Annotated in this window: 16 protein-coding genes; 4 read left to right on the top strand and 12 right to left on the bottom strand. The window is 71.6% G+C overall.

The window, feature by feature from the left end:
• Positions 1–93: 93 nt before the first annotated feature.
• From F4558_RS11050 to F4558_RS11025, 6 genes are all read right to left on the bottom strand, one after another.
• The gene (locus tag F4558_RS11050) at positions 94–576 is read right to left on the bottom strand and encodes a phage tail protein (RefSeq protein WP_167943963.1); all 483 of its coding nucleotides are present in this window, start codon (positions 574–576) and stop codon (positions 94–96) included.
• Between the two features lie 3 nt (positions 577–579).
• The gene (locus F4558_RS11045; protein ID WP_167943962.1) at positions 580–1,866 is read right to left on the bottom strand and encodes a phage tail sheath family protein; all 1,287 of its coding nucleotides are present in this window, start codon (positions 1,864–1,866) and stop codon (positions 580–582) included.
• Positions 1,867–1,889: 23 nt separating this feature from the next.
• Positions 1,890–2,588: a carboxypeptidase-like regulatory domain-containing protein gene (locus F4558_RS11040; RefSeq protein WP_167943961.1), complete on the bottom strand. Its 699-nt coding sequence runs from the start codon at positions 2,586–2,588 to the stop codon at positions 1,890–1,892.
• Entirely contained in the window at positions 2,585–3,193 is a 609-nt protein-coding gene (locus tag F4558_RS11035) for a glycine zipper family protein (RefSeq protein WP_053659857.1), read from the bottom strand. The genes F4558_RS11040 and F4558_RS11035 overlap by 4 nt, the downstream gene beginning before the upstream one ends.
• 12 nt (positions 3,194–3,205) lie before the next feature.
• The gene (locus F4558_RS11030; protein ID WP_167943960.1) at positions 3,206–3,550 is read right to left on the bottom strand and encodes a hypothetical protein; all 345 of its coding nucleotides are present in this window, start codon (positions 3,548–3,550) and stop codon (positions 3,206–3,208) included.
• Positions 3,551–3,703: 153 nt separating this feature from the next.
• Complete coding sequence (locus F4558_RS11025; RefSeq protein ID WP_167943959.1) at positions 3,704–4,486, bottom strand: LppM family (lipo)protein; 783 nt, start codon at positions 4,484–4,486, stop codon at positions 3,704–3,706.
• Positions 4,487–4,690: 204 nt separating this feature from the next.
• Here F4558_RS11025 and F4558_RS11020 point away from each other — a divergent pair, with 204 nt between their 5' ends.
• On the top strand, positions 4,691–5,107 hold the full coding sequence (locus F4558_RS11020) for an NUDIX domain-containing protein (protein WP_167947372.1): 417 nt from the start codon (positions 4,691–4,693) through the stop codon (positions 5,105–5,107).
• A 39-nt stretch (positions 5,108–5,146) separates the two neighbouring features.
• Here F4558_RS11020 and F4558_RS11015 read toward each other — a convergent pair whose 3' ends face one another.
• Positions 5,147–6,136, bottom strand: a complete 990-nt coding sequence (locus F4558_RS11015) for a LacI family DNA-binding transcriptional regulator (protein ID WP_167943958.1) — start codon at positions 6,134–6,136, stop codon at positions 5,147–5,149.
• 176 nt (positions 6,137–6,312) lie between these two features.
• Here F4558_RS11015 and F4558_RS11010 point away from each other — a divergent pair, with 176 nt between their 5' ends.
• Both F4558_RS11010 and F4558_RS11005 read left to right on the top strand, forming a co-directional pair.
• Positions 6,313–7,551: an MFS transporter gene (locus F4558_RS11010; RefSeq protein ID WP_312877432.1), complete on the top strand. Its 1,239-nt coding sequence runs from the start codon at positions 6,313–6,315 to the stop codon at positions 7,549–7,551.
• A 73-nt stretch (positions 7,552–7,624) separates the two neighbouring features.
• Positions 7,625–8,521, top strand: a complete 897-nt coding sequence (locus tag F4558_RS11005) for an aldo/keto reductase (protein ID WP_167943956.1) — start codon at positions 7,625–7,627, stop codon at positions 8,519–8,521.
• An 87-nt stretch (positions 8,522–8,608) separates the two neighbouring features.
• Here F4558_RS11005 and F4558_RS11000 read toward each other — a convergent pair whose 3' ends face one another.
• From F4558_RS11000 to F4558_RS10980, 5 genes are all read right to left on the bottom strand, one after another.
• Entirely contained in the window at positions 8,609–9,289 is a 681-nt protein-coding gene (locus F4558_RS11000) for a hypothetical protein (RefSeq protein WP_167943955.1), read from the bottom strand.
• A gap of 9 nt (positions 9,290–9,298) precedes the next feature.
• Positions 9,299–11,467, bottom strand: a complete 2,169-nt coding sequence (gene helR / locus F4558_RS10995; protein ID WP_209273258.1) for an RNA polymerase recycling motor ATPase HelR — start codon at positions 11,465–11,467, stop codon at positions 9,299–9,301.
• Between the two features lie 135 nt (positions 11,468–11,602).
• On the bottom strand, positions 11,603–12,082 hold the full coding sequence (locus F4558_RS10990; RefSeq protein WP_167943953.1) for a hypothetical protein: 480 nt from the start codon (positions 12,080–12,082) through the stop codon (positions 11,603–11,605).
• 71 nt (positions 12,083–12,153) lie between these two features.
• Positions 12,154–12,873: a hypothetical protein gene (locus F4558_RS10985; protein ID WP_167943952.1), complete on the bottom strand. Its 720-nt coding sequence runs from the start codon at positions 12,871–12,873 to the stop codon at positions 12,154–12,156.
• 63 nt (positions 12,874–12,936) lie between these two features.
• Positions 12,937–13,407, bottom strand: a complete 471-nt coding sequence (locus F4558_RS10980; RefSeq protein WP_312877308.1) for an RNA polymerase sigma factor — start codon at positions 13,405–13,407, stop codon at positions 12,937–12,939.
• Positions 13,408–13,566: 159 nt separating this feature from the next.
• Between F4558_RS10980 and F4558_RS10975 the strand changes: the two genes are divergently transcribed.
• Positions 13,567–13,902: a hypothetical protein gene (locus F4558_RS10975; RefSeq protein ID WP_167943951.1), complete on the top strand. Its 336-nt coding sequence runs from the start codon at positions 13,567–13,569 to the stop codon at positions 13,900–13,902.
• Positions 13,903–13,954: the final 52 nt, after the last annotated feature.

The following is a 13,954-nucleotide window of genomic DNA, read 5'->3' as shown; positions in this document are numbered from 1 at the left end:
TCCGACGAGGCATGTGGTGCGTCGGCGTGCTCGACCTGACGGGCGAGGCGCAACGTCGCCCCGGCGGCCGAGCGCAACCGCCCCGCCAGCCAGCTACGCGGGGGTCGGCGCGGTGGCACTGCCGGACTCCAGCTCAAGGCCCTCGTAGCGCAGCGTCAGCGACGCGATGGCGATCTCGTGGCTCAGGGTGTTGAGGTGCGCGCCGCGCCACCGGGTGGGCCAGGCGTCGATGAGGTTCCAGCGCAGCACCTCGGCGGTGCCCACCGAGTCCAGCAGCACCACCGACACGTTGCGGCGGTTGAGGGTGCCCTGGGCGGTGGCATTCACCCAGTCCCACAGCTCGCGGGACGCGGTGAGGCCGAAGTGCAGCGTCACCGGCTCGTACTCGGCCTGGCCCGGGACCATCCGCATCCGACCGAGGCCGTGCTCGCGGTACGGCTGCCCGGGGATGTTCACCTCCAGCCCGCTCATCTCCGTGAAGTGGCCGTTGGTGACGCCGTTGATGAGCAGCCGGAAGTTGTACGCCCGGTACGGGTCGACCGGGGCGCCGGGCTGCGGGGTGGCTGTGGTGGGCATGGGTCAGCCTCCGATCGTCTCGGTCTCGGTGCCGCCGGCCCACTGGCTCAGCTTGAACACCACGAACTCGGCGGGCTTGACGACAGCGATGCCGATGTGGGCGATCACCATGCCGGCGTCGCGGACGTCCGGCGGGTTGGTCTCCTCGTCGCACTTGACGAAGAACGCCTCTTCCGGGCTGCGCCCGAGCAGCGCGCCGTCGCGCCAGACCCGGGTGAGGAACGCCCCGATGTCGCGTCGGATCGAGCGCCAGAGGGTGAAGTCGTTGGGTTCGAACACCATCCAGCGGGTGCCGTTGGCGATGGCCTGTTCGATGGCGATGCTGAGCCGCCGTACGTTGAGGTAGCGCCACTCACTGGCTTCGGCGGCGAGCGTACGGGCGCCCCAGACGCGGATGCCCTCGCCGGCGAAGTAGCGGATCACGTTGACGCCCTTGGGGTTGAGTACGTCGTGCTCGGGTCGGGTGACGAGGTAGCCCAGGTCGACGGCGCCGCGGACGGGTTCGTTCGCTGGTGCTTTGTGGACGCCGCGCAGGGCGTCGGTTCGCGCCCAGATGCCGGCGAGGTGCCCGCTGGGCGGGGTGAGTTCCAGTTCTCCGCTGATCGGGTCGCGTACCCGAAGCCACGGGTAGTAGAAGGCGCCGAACTCGGACTGACGGGGCCGGTACGCAGCACCCTCAGGCCCACCGGAGCCAGCGCCGCCGCCCGAGCCGGAGCCGCCGCCAGCGCCGCCGCCCGAGCCAGCGCCAGCGCCAGCGCCGCCGCCCGTACCCTCGGCGGGTTTCGGGGGTTTGCCTGACGACGGCGTGGCGACCTTCGTCAGCGCGGCGATGTCGTCGATGTCGGGCGCCGGGTCGCAGATCGCCACCATGGTGCGGGTCCGCTCGGCCATGCTGAGCAGAGCCTCGTGGGACACCACGTCGTGGAAGCCGGGAGCGGCGATGATGGAGATCTCGTCGACAGCCTCCAGCAGTTGCAGGCCGGCGCGGCGCTGGCCGGTGCCGGTGATGGCGCCGCCCTCGCCGACGTTCACCACCCAGCAGCGGGCGCCACCGTTGTCCAGGAAGCCGAAGACGGCCCGGGCCAGTGGGGTGCTCTCGGTCTGGTCGCCGTCGGCGAAGAGCCGCAGGAACTCGGTCCAGTTGTTGACGGGCACCGCCCTGCCCAGTTGGGCGGTGCGGTTCGGGGCGACGCCGACGAACGCGGCGATGCTGGTGCTCGCCGGTCCGATCGGTCGGGCGCCGCTGGGGACCTCCTCGACATAGATGCCGGGGGAGAAGTAGCTGGGCATCGGTCCTCCTGTGCGGGTGTGCGTCAGTGGGTCGGTGGCGCGCAGACGATGACGATGTCGTCCTCGCCTGGGTCGACGTCGGCGGTGAGCACGAGACCGCGCCCGCTGAGTCGGAGCCGTACCGGGCCGGGGTTGTCGGGGTCGTGCGGGACCCCGACGATGAGGAACCGCCCGTCGGGGCCGGTTCGGGCGGCGGACGCCGTGGCGGGCAGTTCGACGCGCATCGCGGCGAGAGGTTGGTCGTCGGGGCCGACCACACGGCCGGTGAGTGTGCGGACCTCCAACTGACGCAGCCGCAGCGGTTGCAGCACCGGTGGCGCGGCAGGGGTCGGGTGGTCCACCTGCGCCGGTACGTCGAACAGCAGCGCCGGGCGGGGCGCGACGCCGAACGCGCTCCACAGCGGAGCGTCGCCGGCCTCCAGCACGATCGGGTAGCTGCCGTCGCTGGTGGCGGCGGTGAGCACCCGGTCGAGGTGGTCCAGCCCGGCCGGCCCGGTCACGCTGAGCAGGTAGCGGATCGTGAACCGGTACGGTTCGCGGACCGCCCCGCTGGAGCGGGTCTGCCGGGCCGGGCGCAGTTCGAGGGGCCAGAGGGTGAGCCCGGCGGCGTCGCCGTCGGTGCGGGGCGGGCCGATCGGGACGGGTTCCCCCGCCGCGCCGGCAAGCCAGGCGGCCAGCTCGGCGGTGGCCGTCGCGATCGGTCCGCGCCCGTCGCTGCTCATCGCGGTGGCGTTCCCTGGATCCGGTACGCGATGGCCTCATTCCACACGTGCGGGTAGACGCCGATCTCGAAGTACCTGGTGAAACGGTTGATCGGGGCGTTCGTGTGGTCGTGGTAGAGCAGCCAGATCGGGGCGATGGTGAACAGCACGTAGTTCGCCAGCACCAGCGGGATGTAGAGCGGCCCGAGCAGGCGTGCCTGGAAGATGTGCACGTCCTCGTGCCGCTGGATGCCGGAGCTGGAGCCGGCGCAGACGGTGCCGAGGGTGGTGGCGTAGCGCGGTGAGACGCCCTCCACCACGCTGACCCGGCCGCTGCCCAGTGAGGTGGGCCTGTCCAGCGAGTGCCCGAAGATCAGGTGCACGGCCAGGTAGATCGCCCCGACCACTGTGTTGAGCAGGCTCCACGTGTGGTCGACGACGAAGAGGAAGATGCCGCGGGCGTCCGAGGCGTACACCCCGGCGGAGGCCACCGCCCAGCCGAACACCGCGCCGACAAGCAGGCCCACGACGGCGCCGATGAGCAGGCCGACCGGACCGCCGGCCAGGAGGCCGAAGACGGCGCTGGCGCCGACCAGGACCACCGCGCTGAGAATTCCGAAGATCATGACGACATCCCCTCAGACCCACGAGCGGAAAACACGGGGCTCACGACCCTGCGCGACCTGCGTCGGCGACGCCTGGGTCGCCTGCCGGTTGCCGGGCGGGAACTGGTTGACGCCGAGCGCGGCGGAGAAGACGACGAGCGCGTTGAAGAACGCAATGATCCACTTCTCGCCGCCGGCGTCGTCGGCGAACGCCGCCGTCACGTAGGACAGCAGCAGCGCGATGGCGATGGCGATCCACTTGCGGAGCTTGTCGCCGCTCGGGCCGATCAGCCCGCCGATGACGTTCGTGGCCAGCAGGGTGGCGGCGCTCGCGCCGGCCATGCTGCCCAGGGCTGCCCAGGTGAAGAGATCGTTCACGGCGATCCCCCTTTTCTGCGATGGTGCGACCGGATTGTGGTGGGTGGTGAGGTCCGGTGCTCCCGGGTGGGAGCCCCGGTGTCGGTCGCCGTCGTCGCGGGGCGACGCCGTCGGCGAGGTCGGCGCGGCCGGCAGGGCCGGCCACCGGATGGATCAGCCGGGTGAGCCCGCCGTCGGGCCCGGCACTGTTGGAGCGGGCCCGGCAGGTGCGGCGGCGGCCGGCGCCGTCGGGCGTCGGCGTCGCAGCAGGAGTACGCCCACAGCGGCGAGCAGCAGCACCAGGAGTACGCCGCCGCCGACGAGCAGCCACGGGAACCCGCCCGAGTCGACGGCGGCGACCGGCGAGCCGGAGGGGCGGGGCGGCGCCTCGGCGACGGCCCGCAACTCGGCCGGCTTGTCCTTGTTGGAGTCCACAGTCCAGGTGACCGACCGCCCGTTGACGGTGCCATTGGTGTCGATCACCCGACCGGGAAATGTCACCGAGATCTCGAATGACATCAACTTGAGGAAAGCCTGCTGTTGTTGCGGATTCTGTTGGGCGATTTTTCCGCCGTATCGCTTCGGGTCGAGCGGCAACGTGAAGCGGTAGAAATCGCCGTCCCGGACGAGTTTGACGCTCTCGCTGTCGAAGCCCGCCAGCGGTGCTCTGCGATAACTGATCTGGGTGCCGAAGAGTTGGCTGTCCTCGTAGCTGGTCTCCTCGCCCGGCGGCAGCGCGGGAATGTTCTGCCGCAGCTCCGCGAAGGCCGCCGGAACGTTCTTGTTCCGCGAGGTCAGCACGGACTTCCGGGCGGTCAGCAGCAACTGCCCGTCGACAGTGTCGTCGGCGTTGACGGTGAGCCCCATGTTGAGCTGCATGCAGCTGCTCAGGGCGGCGAGAAGAAGGAGGCACACCGCGACGCGGAGTGCCCTACCGCGGTTGAATCTCCTGTTCATGGAGTCAGTGTGTGTGATCGCTTTCACCACGAGCAGTCAGCGATCGGTCACAACGCAGTCGCCGATCTTACCGGCTGGCTGTCACATTCGGGTGAGGTCGCTCCCAGCGCGAATGTCTATCCTGGAGCTTTTGGGCAGGTGCCATTTTCGGCGCCGCCTGGTCCGCCCTCGGGGCTCCCGTTGGCATAGGCTGCCGGGGTGGCCATGAACGCGTGCGTGCTGCTTGTGGATCCCGACGGGCGGCTGCTGCTGCAACTGCGCGACGGCAACGCCACCTTCTACCCGAACGTCTGGGGCCTGCCCGGTGGGTACGGCGAGGCGGAGGAGACCCCGCAGCAGACCGCCGAGCGCGAGCTGTGGGAGGAGACCGGCCTGCGCGCCGACGCGCCGCTGCGCCCGCTCGCCGTGCAGTCGATGCCCGAGCTGAACCTGGAGGTGCACTACTTCCTCGGCGCCACACGAGCCCGGCAGGAGGACGTGGTGCTCGGCGAGGGCGAGGCGATGGTCTTCGTGCCCGGCGACGAGGTGCTCGACGGCCGCCCCTACACCCCGGGCACCGTCGAGGTGCTCACCGAGTTCCTCGCCTCACCCGAGTACGCCGCTGTGGCCTCCCGCCGCTGAGGTCCGACCACGGAGGCGCCTGTGAAGCTCCTGCGGACGTCAGGCGCTGACCCGGGCCACCAGGGCGGACGGGAAGAGGGTCAGCGGCGCGGCCGGACGCCCGGCCAGCACGGCGGTGGCCGCGGCGGTGGCGATCGTGCCCACCGGATGGCTGGCGGTGGTGAGCGCCGGAGCGGTCATCGCGGCGAGGGGGATGTCGTCGAAACCGGCCACCGACACATCGCCGGGCACCCGCACTCCCTCGTCACGAAGCGCCGCCATCACCCCGAGCGCCGTCTCGTCGCTGATCGCGTAGATGGCGTCGACGTCCGGCCACCGACGCAGCGCCTCGCCGGCCGCCACCCGGCCACGCGCGGCGGTGAAGTCACCGGGCACCACGCGTTCAGGTAGGCCGGCCTGGCGCATCAACGAGCGGTACGCCTGCACCGGGCGTCGCGAGCACGGCAGCCAGTGCGGCCCGGCCACCATGGCGATCCGGCGGCGACCCGTGGCGTACAGGTGGCGCAGCACCTCGCCCGCGCCGGCGGTGTTGTCGACGTCGAACGACGGCACCGTCGCCGAGCCGATGCCGATCGAAGCCACCCGACCACGCAACGACCCGGGTACGGCGTCCAGCACGTCCTCGGTGGTGTTGACCAGCACCACTCCGCAGACACTGCGGTCCCGGGCGAGCTGGTCCAGGCCGGTCAGATCGCCGAGCGGCAGCCAGTGCAGCGCCACACCGACGCCGGCTGGCCCGCAGACCCGGGCGGCCGAGCCGACGACCCGGTGGACGTACGGGTCGTCGAGCACCGCCTCGCTCGTTCCCGCGACGGCCACCACCAGTCGTACGCCCCGGCCCCGGACGAGTGCGCGCGCGGCCTGGTTGGGCACGTAACCGAGCTGGTCGACAGCCGCAATGACCTGCTTGCGCGCCTGTGGCGACGCGAACCCCGTACCGGCGATCACCCGGGAGGCTGTGGAGCGTGACACCCCGGCGGCCCGTGCGACGTCGTCAAGCGTGGCCGAGCGGTGTGCGGCTGTCGTCATGGTGCCCTCCCCGTGGCGCCCGTCCCGGGCAGACGTGCGCCTGCATGGAATCATCCTCCGGCCGTGGCGTTGCTGGTAAGGGCGGTCACACGCTTGTGGTGGAAGCGCTCTCAGGTGTGCGATCGTGCCAGGAGATCACCGTCGAGGAAGAGGAACCACCCCCCGTGAGCGCCCCCATCAGCTCGGTTGCCGGCCCGGCCACCGGCCTGCCGCCGCAGGCCGTCAAGCTCGCCCGAAACGGCGTCGCCGTCACCTTCAGCCTGAACGGACTCGCCGTCGGCAGTTGGTTCTCCCGGGTGCCTGCGGTCCGTGAGTCGTTGGACCTCTCCGCCGGGCGGCTCGGTCTGCTGCTGCTGGCGATGAGCATCGGCGCGCTGCTGGCCATGCCCACGTCCGGGCTGCTCGCCCAGCTGCTCGGCACCGCCCGCACCGTACGGCTGGCCACGGTGCTGGTCGCTGTCGGCCTGACAGTGGCGGGGTTGGGCGCGACCCTGACCGGTTCGTTCGTCGTCGTCGCGGTCGGGTTGGTTGCCTTCGGCTACGGATCAGGTGCCTGCGACGTGGCAATGAACGTCGAGGCCGCTGCTGTGGAACGGCGTCTGGGACGCACCATCATGCCCCGCTTCCACGCCGGGTGGAGCCTCGGTTCGGTGGCCGGCGCGGGCCTCGGCGCCCTGGCGGCACGCCTGGACGTGGCGGTCGGCGCGCACCTCTGCGCGGTGGCGGTGGTGGTGCTGGCCGGCACTGTGCTCGCCACGCGGGCCTACCTGCCGTCGTCGGCCCACACCCCGGAGGGCGACACGGCGGACGCCACTCCGGCGGGCCGTCGTCGTGCCCAGCTCGCCGCCTGGCGGGAGCCCCGCACCCTGCTGATCGGGCTGTTCGTGCTGGTGGCGGCGTTCACCGAGGGCGCCGCGAACGACTGGCTGGCTGTCGCGTTCGTGGACGGCCGGGACCTGAGCGAGGCAGCCGGAGCGGCGGTCTTCGGCGTCTTCGTCGTCGGCATGACCCTCGGGCGTACGGCGGGCACGATCGCGCTGGACCGCTGGGGCCGGGTGCCGGTGCTCAGTACCACAATCGGGCTCGCCGTCCTCGGCGCGTGTCTCGCGGTGCTGGCCGGCTCGGGGCCGCTGGCGATCGTCGGCGTCGCGCTGTGGGGGCTCGGTGCGTCGCTGGGCTTCCCGGTCGGGATGAGCGCGGCTGCCGACGAGGAGGCCCACGCGCCCGTGCGCGTCAGTGTGGTAGCGGTGATCGGCTACACGGCGTTCCTGGCCGGCCCGCCGCTGCTGGGGCTGCTCGGTGACCACGTCGGCATCCTGCGCGCCCTGCTTGTGGTGCCGGTGCTGCTGCTGCCGACATTGGCGCTGCTGCCGGTGCTGCGCCAGCCACGCTCCGGTTCAGCACATCAAAACTAACCCGGATCGACGCTCGGCGGTATCGGGTGCGTGGCCGACTGCGCACCGCACCCGTGCTGGCTAACCTCGCCAAATGCCAACCGACGAGATCAGTGCCGCAGCGGCGGGCAGCTGGACGCTGGGCGACCGTACTGTGCACCGGATGGGCTTCGGCTCCATGCGGATCACCGCGAATCCCGACCGGAACCACGCCATCGCCCTGCTGCGTCGCGCCGTGGAGTTGGGTGTCAACCACATCGACACTGCCGCCTTCTACGTCTCACCCGGCGGCACGCTGCGGGTGGGCACCGGCCCCGCCCGGTACGCCACCGAGCTCATCCGCGCGGCGCTCGCCCCGTACCCGGAGGATCTGGTGGTCGTCACCAAGGTCGGCTTCGGGTACGACCCGCAGGCCGGCTTCACCGAGGCGTACACCCCGGCGCAGTTGCGGGCCCAGGTCGAGGAGAACCTGCGCCGACTCGGCCGCGACCAGCTGGACGTCGTCAACCTGCGCCTCGGCCGGGGGCCGGGGCCGGTGCCGTTTGTCGACCGCTTCGGCGCGCTGGCCGAGCTGCGCGCCGCCGGGCTGATCCGGCACCTCGGGCTCTCCAACGTCCGACCCGAGCAGCTGGACGAGGTGGCGGGCATCGCGCCGGTGGTCTGCGTGCAGAACAACTACGGCGTGGACGCCTACCGGGAGCAGGACGCGTTCGTGAAGCTCTGCGGTGAGCGGGGGATCGCCTACGTGCCGTTCTTCGCGCTTGCCGGCACCGGTCGGGAGGCGGGTGCGAGCGCCGAGCAGGGCGAGGCGGTCGAAGCCGTCGCCCGCGTCCACGGCGTCACCCCGCACCAGGTACGCCTGGCCTGGACCCTGCACCAGGGCCCGCACGTGCTGGCCATCCCCGGCACCAGCGACCCGACACACCTGGAGGCGAACATAGCCGCAGCCGCCCTGAACCTGACCACAGAAGACCTAAGCCTCCTCAACTGACCCCGCCCCGCCCCGCTCTCGTCCCGCTCTGGTGATCATGAGGTTAGCGTCCGTCGATGCCGGCGTGTCGTGCCGCTAACCTCATGATCACCGGGGCTGGGGAGGGCTGTGGAGCCAGACTCGCAGGGGTGCCACCGCTGTGAAGCCGGCCTTGAGGGCGGAGGTGAGATCCGGGCCGGATTCGTAGCCGACAAGCGGCAGCCCGGGCAGGGTGGCGAGCACGCCACGCCAGATCTCGTCAGGCCCACCGGTACCGGCGAACAGGTTGGAGACGCCGAGTACGCCATCGCCGCTGACCACCGCGCCGCCGGCGACCTCGCCCCGATCGTCGTACCGAGCCAGCACCCGTACCCGGGGGTCGGCGAGCACAGCGGGCCGGAACAGGTCCCCGCCGCCGTGCGCCGCCGCCCACGCGGCCAACCCCCGCGCCGTCGTGACCCTGCTGAGCAGCCGTCCGGCCGGAGGGTCCGTCGGTGGGCGGTGGATCCACTGGGCGTCGAAGAGCACCTTAAAGCCGTACCCGGAGAGGTCGAGGTCGGAGAAGCTGTCCTTCACCGACGCACCGGGCCCTGCGTCGATCCGGGCCAGCAGGGCGTCGGCGTCGACGCCGGGGCGCAGCGTGACTGCGTCCGGGTACCAGGTCGGGGAGCGGCGGGGCGCCGACCAGGCGTCGGCGTCGAACCAGCCGGCCACCCCGTGACTGCCGCAGACGACGTCGCACCACTCGGCGTTGTTGCGCGCCGCGGCTTTCCGCACGTCCTCGTCCACGCCCGCAGCCTAGGAGCTTGTGAGGATGACGAGTTGCTGGGTCGCTCGGGTCATGGCGACATAGCGGTCGACAGCCCCTTCGATGCCCTCGCCGAACGACTCGGGGTCGACGAGCACGACCAGGTCGAATTCGAGGCCCTTGGCCAGTTCCGGGGTCAGCGACCGGACGCGGGGTGTCGCGGTGAATGTGGGATCGCCGATGACGCAGGCGACGCCCTCGTCGTGGGTGGCGAGCCAGGCGTCGAGGACCGAGCCCAGATCAACAGCAGATCCGTGTACGACGGGGACGCCGTCGCGCCGGATCGACGTCGGCACGTTGGCGTCCGGCAGCACGGCCCGGATGACCGGCTCGGCCTCCGTCATGATCTCTGCCGGCGTCCGGTAGTTGATGCTCAGCGAGGCCAGGTCGACGCGGTCCAGTCCGATTCGTTCGAGCCGTTCCCGCCACGACTCGGTGAACCCGTGCCGGGCCTGCGCGCGGTCCCCGACGATGGTGAAGCTCCGCGACGGGCAGCGCAGCAGCAGCATCTGCCACTCGGCGTCGGTCAACTCCTGTGCCTCGTCCACGACGATGTGCGCGAACGGGCCGGCGAGCAGGTCCGGCTCGACGGTGGGCAGCGCGGCCCCGTCGACAAGGGCGTCCTGGAGGTCCAGTTGACGCAGGCTCGACAGCACCCCTTCACCGTCGTCGTAGGTGTGGGCCTCGATCAGGTCGTCCACGACAGCGGACATGCGTTCGCGTTCGACGGCGATGGTGGCGTCGTGCCGGCGTCGGCGTCCGGACGCCTCCCGGTCGCCGAGTCGCTGTCGTGCCGCGTCCAGGAGTGGCAGGTCCGACACCGTCCACGCTTGGGCGTCGCCGCGCTGGAGCGTGCGGACCTCGTCGGGGCTGAGCCAGGGCGCGCACCTGCGCAGGTACGCGGGCACCGACCACAGGTCTCCGACGAGGTCGGCCGCGTCGAGCAGCGGCCAGGCTCTGTTGAAGGCCGTCCGCAGGTCCCGGTTGCGTGCCAGCGAGCCGCGGACGAGATCCTCCGACTCGTCACCGTCGTACCTGTCGACGAGGATCGTGAGCAGCGCCTCCCAGATATCGTCCCGCGCCTCGTTGTGCGGCGTGCCCGGTCCCGCCGCCTCGAACGCCTCGGCCCAGTCGTCGGCGCTCAGCCGGAGGTCGGCGTCCTCGGTCCCGACAGTCATCCCCGTGGCCGGTGGCTCCTCGTAGAACCGGACGGCCGCCTCGATCGCCGTCACCATCTCCACTGACGACTTCAACCGGGCCACGTCGGGGTCGGTCTCGACCGTCGCCCCGGCGCCCTGCGGGACGAGGTCGCGCAGGGTGCAGGTCTGTACGTCCTCCTCGCCGAGGCTGGGCAGGACGTCGGCGACGTACGCCAGGTAGGGCTGGTGCGGCCCGACGAACAGCACGCCGCCCCGGCGGTGACCGAGGCGCGGGTCGGCGTAGAGGAGGTAGGCGGTGCGGTGCAGCGCGACGACTGTCTTCCCCGTGCCCGGACCGCCGTCGACGACGAGCGCGCCGCTGGATCCGGCGCGGATGATGGCGTCCTGGTCGGCCTGGATGGTGCTCAGGACGTCCCGCATCCGGCTGGACCGGCTGCCGCCCAGACTGGCGATGAAGGCGGACTGGTCGTCGAGGGCGACGTGCCCCTGCAACCCGTCGGGAGTGAACACCTCGTCCCAGTAGTCGGTGATCCGGCCCAGCGTCCAGCGGTACCGGCGGCGGCTCGCCAGGCCCATCGGGTTGGCGTGGGTCGCCCCGAAGAACGGCTCGGCGGCGGGGGAGCGCCAGTCGAGGAGCAACTGTCGGCCGTCGCTGTCGGTGAGGCCGCGTCGTCCCACGTACACCGGTTGGAGGTTGTCGGCGCTCACCATGCGTCCGAGGCACAGGTCCAGGCCGAAGCGCCGCAGCGTACGCAGCCGGCTTGTCAATCGGCGGACCTCCTGGTCGCGGTCCGACGCCTGCCGGCCCTTGCCGGCGGGTGCCCTGCGCGCCGTGTCGAGGCGGTCGGACAGGTCGGCGGCCGTCTCCTCCAGGCTGTGCGCGATGGCCGTGAAGTGCTGCTCGTCCGCGCCGATCAGAGTCGTGTCGGCCTTGGCGCGCAGGCGGTCGGGAAGGTCGAACACGCTTGTGGTCGAGGGCTTCACGGCATCAGGCCGCATTCTCGTGGCTCCCATTTCCGCAGGTTAGGGCGTCGGCCGGGCAATTCTGGGGCATCACCCGGGTCTTGCCACAAGGCCCCGCCTGCGATATATGTTGAGAGTGGCAGGGAGTGAGTAGTACCTCCTGCTTCTCAATCAGGGCACCTGTTCGGCGTACACGAGGGTCATCGTGTCGGTGTGGCCGGCCCAGCGGAGGTCGAGACGCCAGCAACCGGCCCGCGGCAGGTCGATGATCGACGGGCCGGGACCGCCGGCGACCTCCCGGACCACCCTGGTGTCGGTACCGTCGAGAGTCGCGGTGATCGCCAGCGGCGCCGATGGCGCGTCGGTGGACGTGCGGGCAACCCAGAGGATCTTGTTGCTCGACCCGTCCTGCCTGACCTGCGCCAGTGGGTGGCCGAACAGCACGGCCACGATGTGGCCCTTCGCGCCGAGGACGTGCGGAGCGTGGGCGTCACCGCTGAACCCGGCGTCCGCCCAGTCGGGCAGGGCACCCGTCTCGACCCGCGAGCCGCAGCTTGTTGCCCCCGGGCCGTCCGGTGTGGCCGGCTGGCCTGTCGTGCAGCCCGCCAGCAGGACGACCGACGCCAGCAGAACCATGCCCCTGGAACCCATCTCGCTCCTTCCCGGCACACTTCGATGCACGTCTCACCAGGACGACACCGGCCGGACGCGGCGGGTTCCGGCTAGCGCAGCGACTCGGCGATCCCGACGGCCTCGGCCCTGGTGAGATCGCCCTCGATCCGGTAGCTCACGCCACGGTCCTGCCAGATCAGGGTCGAGGCCGCGAGCCGGGCGGTCGACATCCGGACCGTCCCCGCCCGGTCCACATAGGCGAGCGTGTGCGGGCCGTCGACCCACACGGCGAAGTCGCCGTGGACCTGCGTCCACTCCACGATCGGGCCGCTGACCCGCTTGTAAAAGGCCACGTCGAGACGACCGTCGAAGGCGTCGACGCGCAGCGCGCCCCCGTCGTAGAGCAGCGTCGCCACCCGGTACCTGCCCGCGCCGTCGGGGTCGGCGACAAGCACCTGCTCGGGTACGCCGAGCTTCGCCGGCAGTCGGATGGGGAAGCGCGCCACCCGTTGTGCCTCGTCCACTGTGGTGGTCCGCTGCGCCGGCAATGGCGACGGAGTGCCGGTGGGCGCCTGCGGGCCTGGCGACGTGGCGACGGTGACTCCCGCGAAGCGCAGCAACCCGGCGACGGCGTCGGCGAGCGCAGCCCGTCCCGGCGGCAGCACCGCCACCAGCACGGCGACAAGCGCTGCGGCGACGTACCGGCGCCACCGGCGTCGGCGGGGCACGGGCGGCGTGAGCTGTGCGCGTACGCGCGCGGTGACGTCGGGCGGGTCGGGTGTCTCCAGCCAGGCCGAGAGGTCGCGTAGTTCCCTTTCGAGGTCATCCATGGCGGACCTCCGCACCGTCGAGCAGGCGGCGGAGCTTCGCCAGTGCCCGCGACGTCCGCGACTTCACAGTGCCCCGGGGCCAGCCAGCATCGCCACCGTCTCCTCCTCGCTGAGGTCGAGGAAGAACCGACAGACGATCACCTCGCGGTCCCGGCCCGGCAGTTGGCGTAGCGCCCGCACAAGCGTGGCGCGGCGCTCCCCGGCCAGCACCGCGTCGACGGCGTCATCCCCGGTGATCTCGGACCCCGGGTGTGCCGCCGCGGCCCGCAGGACGAGCCCGTCGCGGCGGGAGCGCGTCCGGTGCAGGTTCCGGGTCTCGTTGGCGACGATCGCCAGCAGCCACGCCCGGAAGGACGACTCGCCCCGGTAGCGGGCAAGGCCGTGGTGGGCCTTCACGAACGACTCCTGGACGACGTCCTCGGAGTCCGATCCCGCCCCGAGCAGCACCGCCGTCCGGTACGCGGACGCGGTGTGCCGGGCGACCAGGAGGTCGTACGCCTCCAGGTCACCTGCCCGAGCGCGGGTGACGAGCACGTCGTCGTCCAGGAGGGCCTCCGGTGGGGATCACACTCATGACACCGCCCGCGCCCGGGAGGTTCCATCCGCGGCTTGACCAGCTCACTCCCACCCGGCGTGCAGCATATTGCCAGGATTCGGTGGTGCACTGGAGGTCGTCGAGGAGAGGGGTGGGGCATGGGCTGGTTCAGTCGACGGTCCCGGGACGCCGGAGCGACCCCGACGAAGCTGGATCGGGAGGCGACCCGGGAGGACCTCGCGGCGCTGGAGGCGTTCGTCACCAGCCGGCAAGGTGTGGAGTTCTACCTGGAGCCGGAGACCACCGCTACCGACACTACGGTGATGGCTATCGCGCACGACGGTGAGTGGATTCGCCGCCGGACGGGCACGCCCCGCGCGGCGGGCGACATCGCCCGCAAGCACGCGGTGCCGCTGTACGAGGCCGCCCGCACCGGCTACCCGGAGCGGATGCGGGTGTGGAACCGGGCGCACCCGGAGCGCCACGCCCGCTGAGGCGCCTACGTCATTGGCCCGGTGGTCGCTCTCCCGACCGCCGGGCCAATGA

This window comes from Micromonospora profundi (assembly GCF_011927785.1).
Classification (GTDB): domain Bacteria; phylum Actinomycetota; class Actinomycetes; order Mycobacteriales; family Micromonosporaceae; genus Micromonospora; species Micromonospora profundi.
This window is presented reverse-complemented; position numbering and strand designations above follow the sequence as displayed.

Excerpts from the sequence above, each read along its gene's own strand:
- F4558_RS11050 (WP_167943963.1), bottom strand. The coding sequence starts at position 576 with ATGCCCACCACAGCCACCCCGCAGCCCGGCGCCCCGGTCGACCCGTAC.
- F4558_RS11045 (WP_167943962.1), bottom strand. The coding sequence starts at position 1,866 with ATGCCCAGCTACTTCTCCCCCGGCATCTATGTCGAGGAGGTCCCCAGC.
- F4558_RS11040 (WP_167943961.1), bottom strand. The coding sequence starts at position 2,588 with ATGAGCAGCGACGGGCGCGGACCGATCGCGACGGCCACCGCCGAGCTG.
- F4558_RS11035 (WP_053659857.1), bottom strand. The coding sequence starts at position 3,193 with ATGATCTTCGGAATTCTCAGCGCGGTGGTCCTGGTCGGCGCCAGCGCC.
- F4558_RS11025 (WP_167943959.1), bottom strand. The coding sequence starts at position 4,486 with ATGAACAGGAGATTCAACCGCGGTAGGGCACTCCGCGTCGCGGTGTGC.
- F4558_RS11020 (WP_167947372.1), top strand. The coding sequence starts at position 4,691 with ATGAACGCGTGCGTGCTGCTTGTGGATCCCGACGGGCGGCTGCTGCTG.
- F4558_RS11015 (WP_167943958.1), bottom strand. The coding sequence starts at position 6,136 with ATGACGACAGCCGCACACCGCTCGGCCACGCTTGACGACGTCGCACGG.
- F4558_RS11005 (WP_167943956.1), top strand. The coding sequence starts at position 7,625 with ATGCCAACCGACGAGATCAGTGCCGCAGCGGCGGGCAGCTGGACGCTG.
- helR (WP_209273258.1), bottom strand. The coding sequence starts at position 11,467 with ATGCGGCCTGATGCCGTGAAGCCCTCGACCACAAGCGTGTTCGACCTT.
- F4558_RS10990 (WP_167943953.1), bottom strand. The coding sequence starts at position 12,082 with ATGGGTTCCAGGGGCATGGTTCTGCTGGCGTCGGTCGTCCTGCTGGCG.
- F4558_RS10985 (WP_167943952.1), bottom strand. The coding sequence starts at position 12,873 with ATGGATGACCTCGAAAGGGAACTACGCGACCTCTCGGCCTGGCTGGAG.
- F4558_RS10975 (WP_167943951.1), top strand. The coding sequence starts at position 13,567 with ATGGGCTGGTTCAGTCGACGGTCCCGGGACGCCGGAGCGACCCCGACG.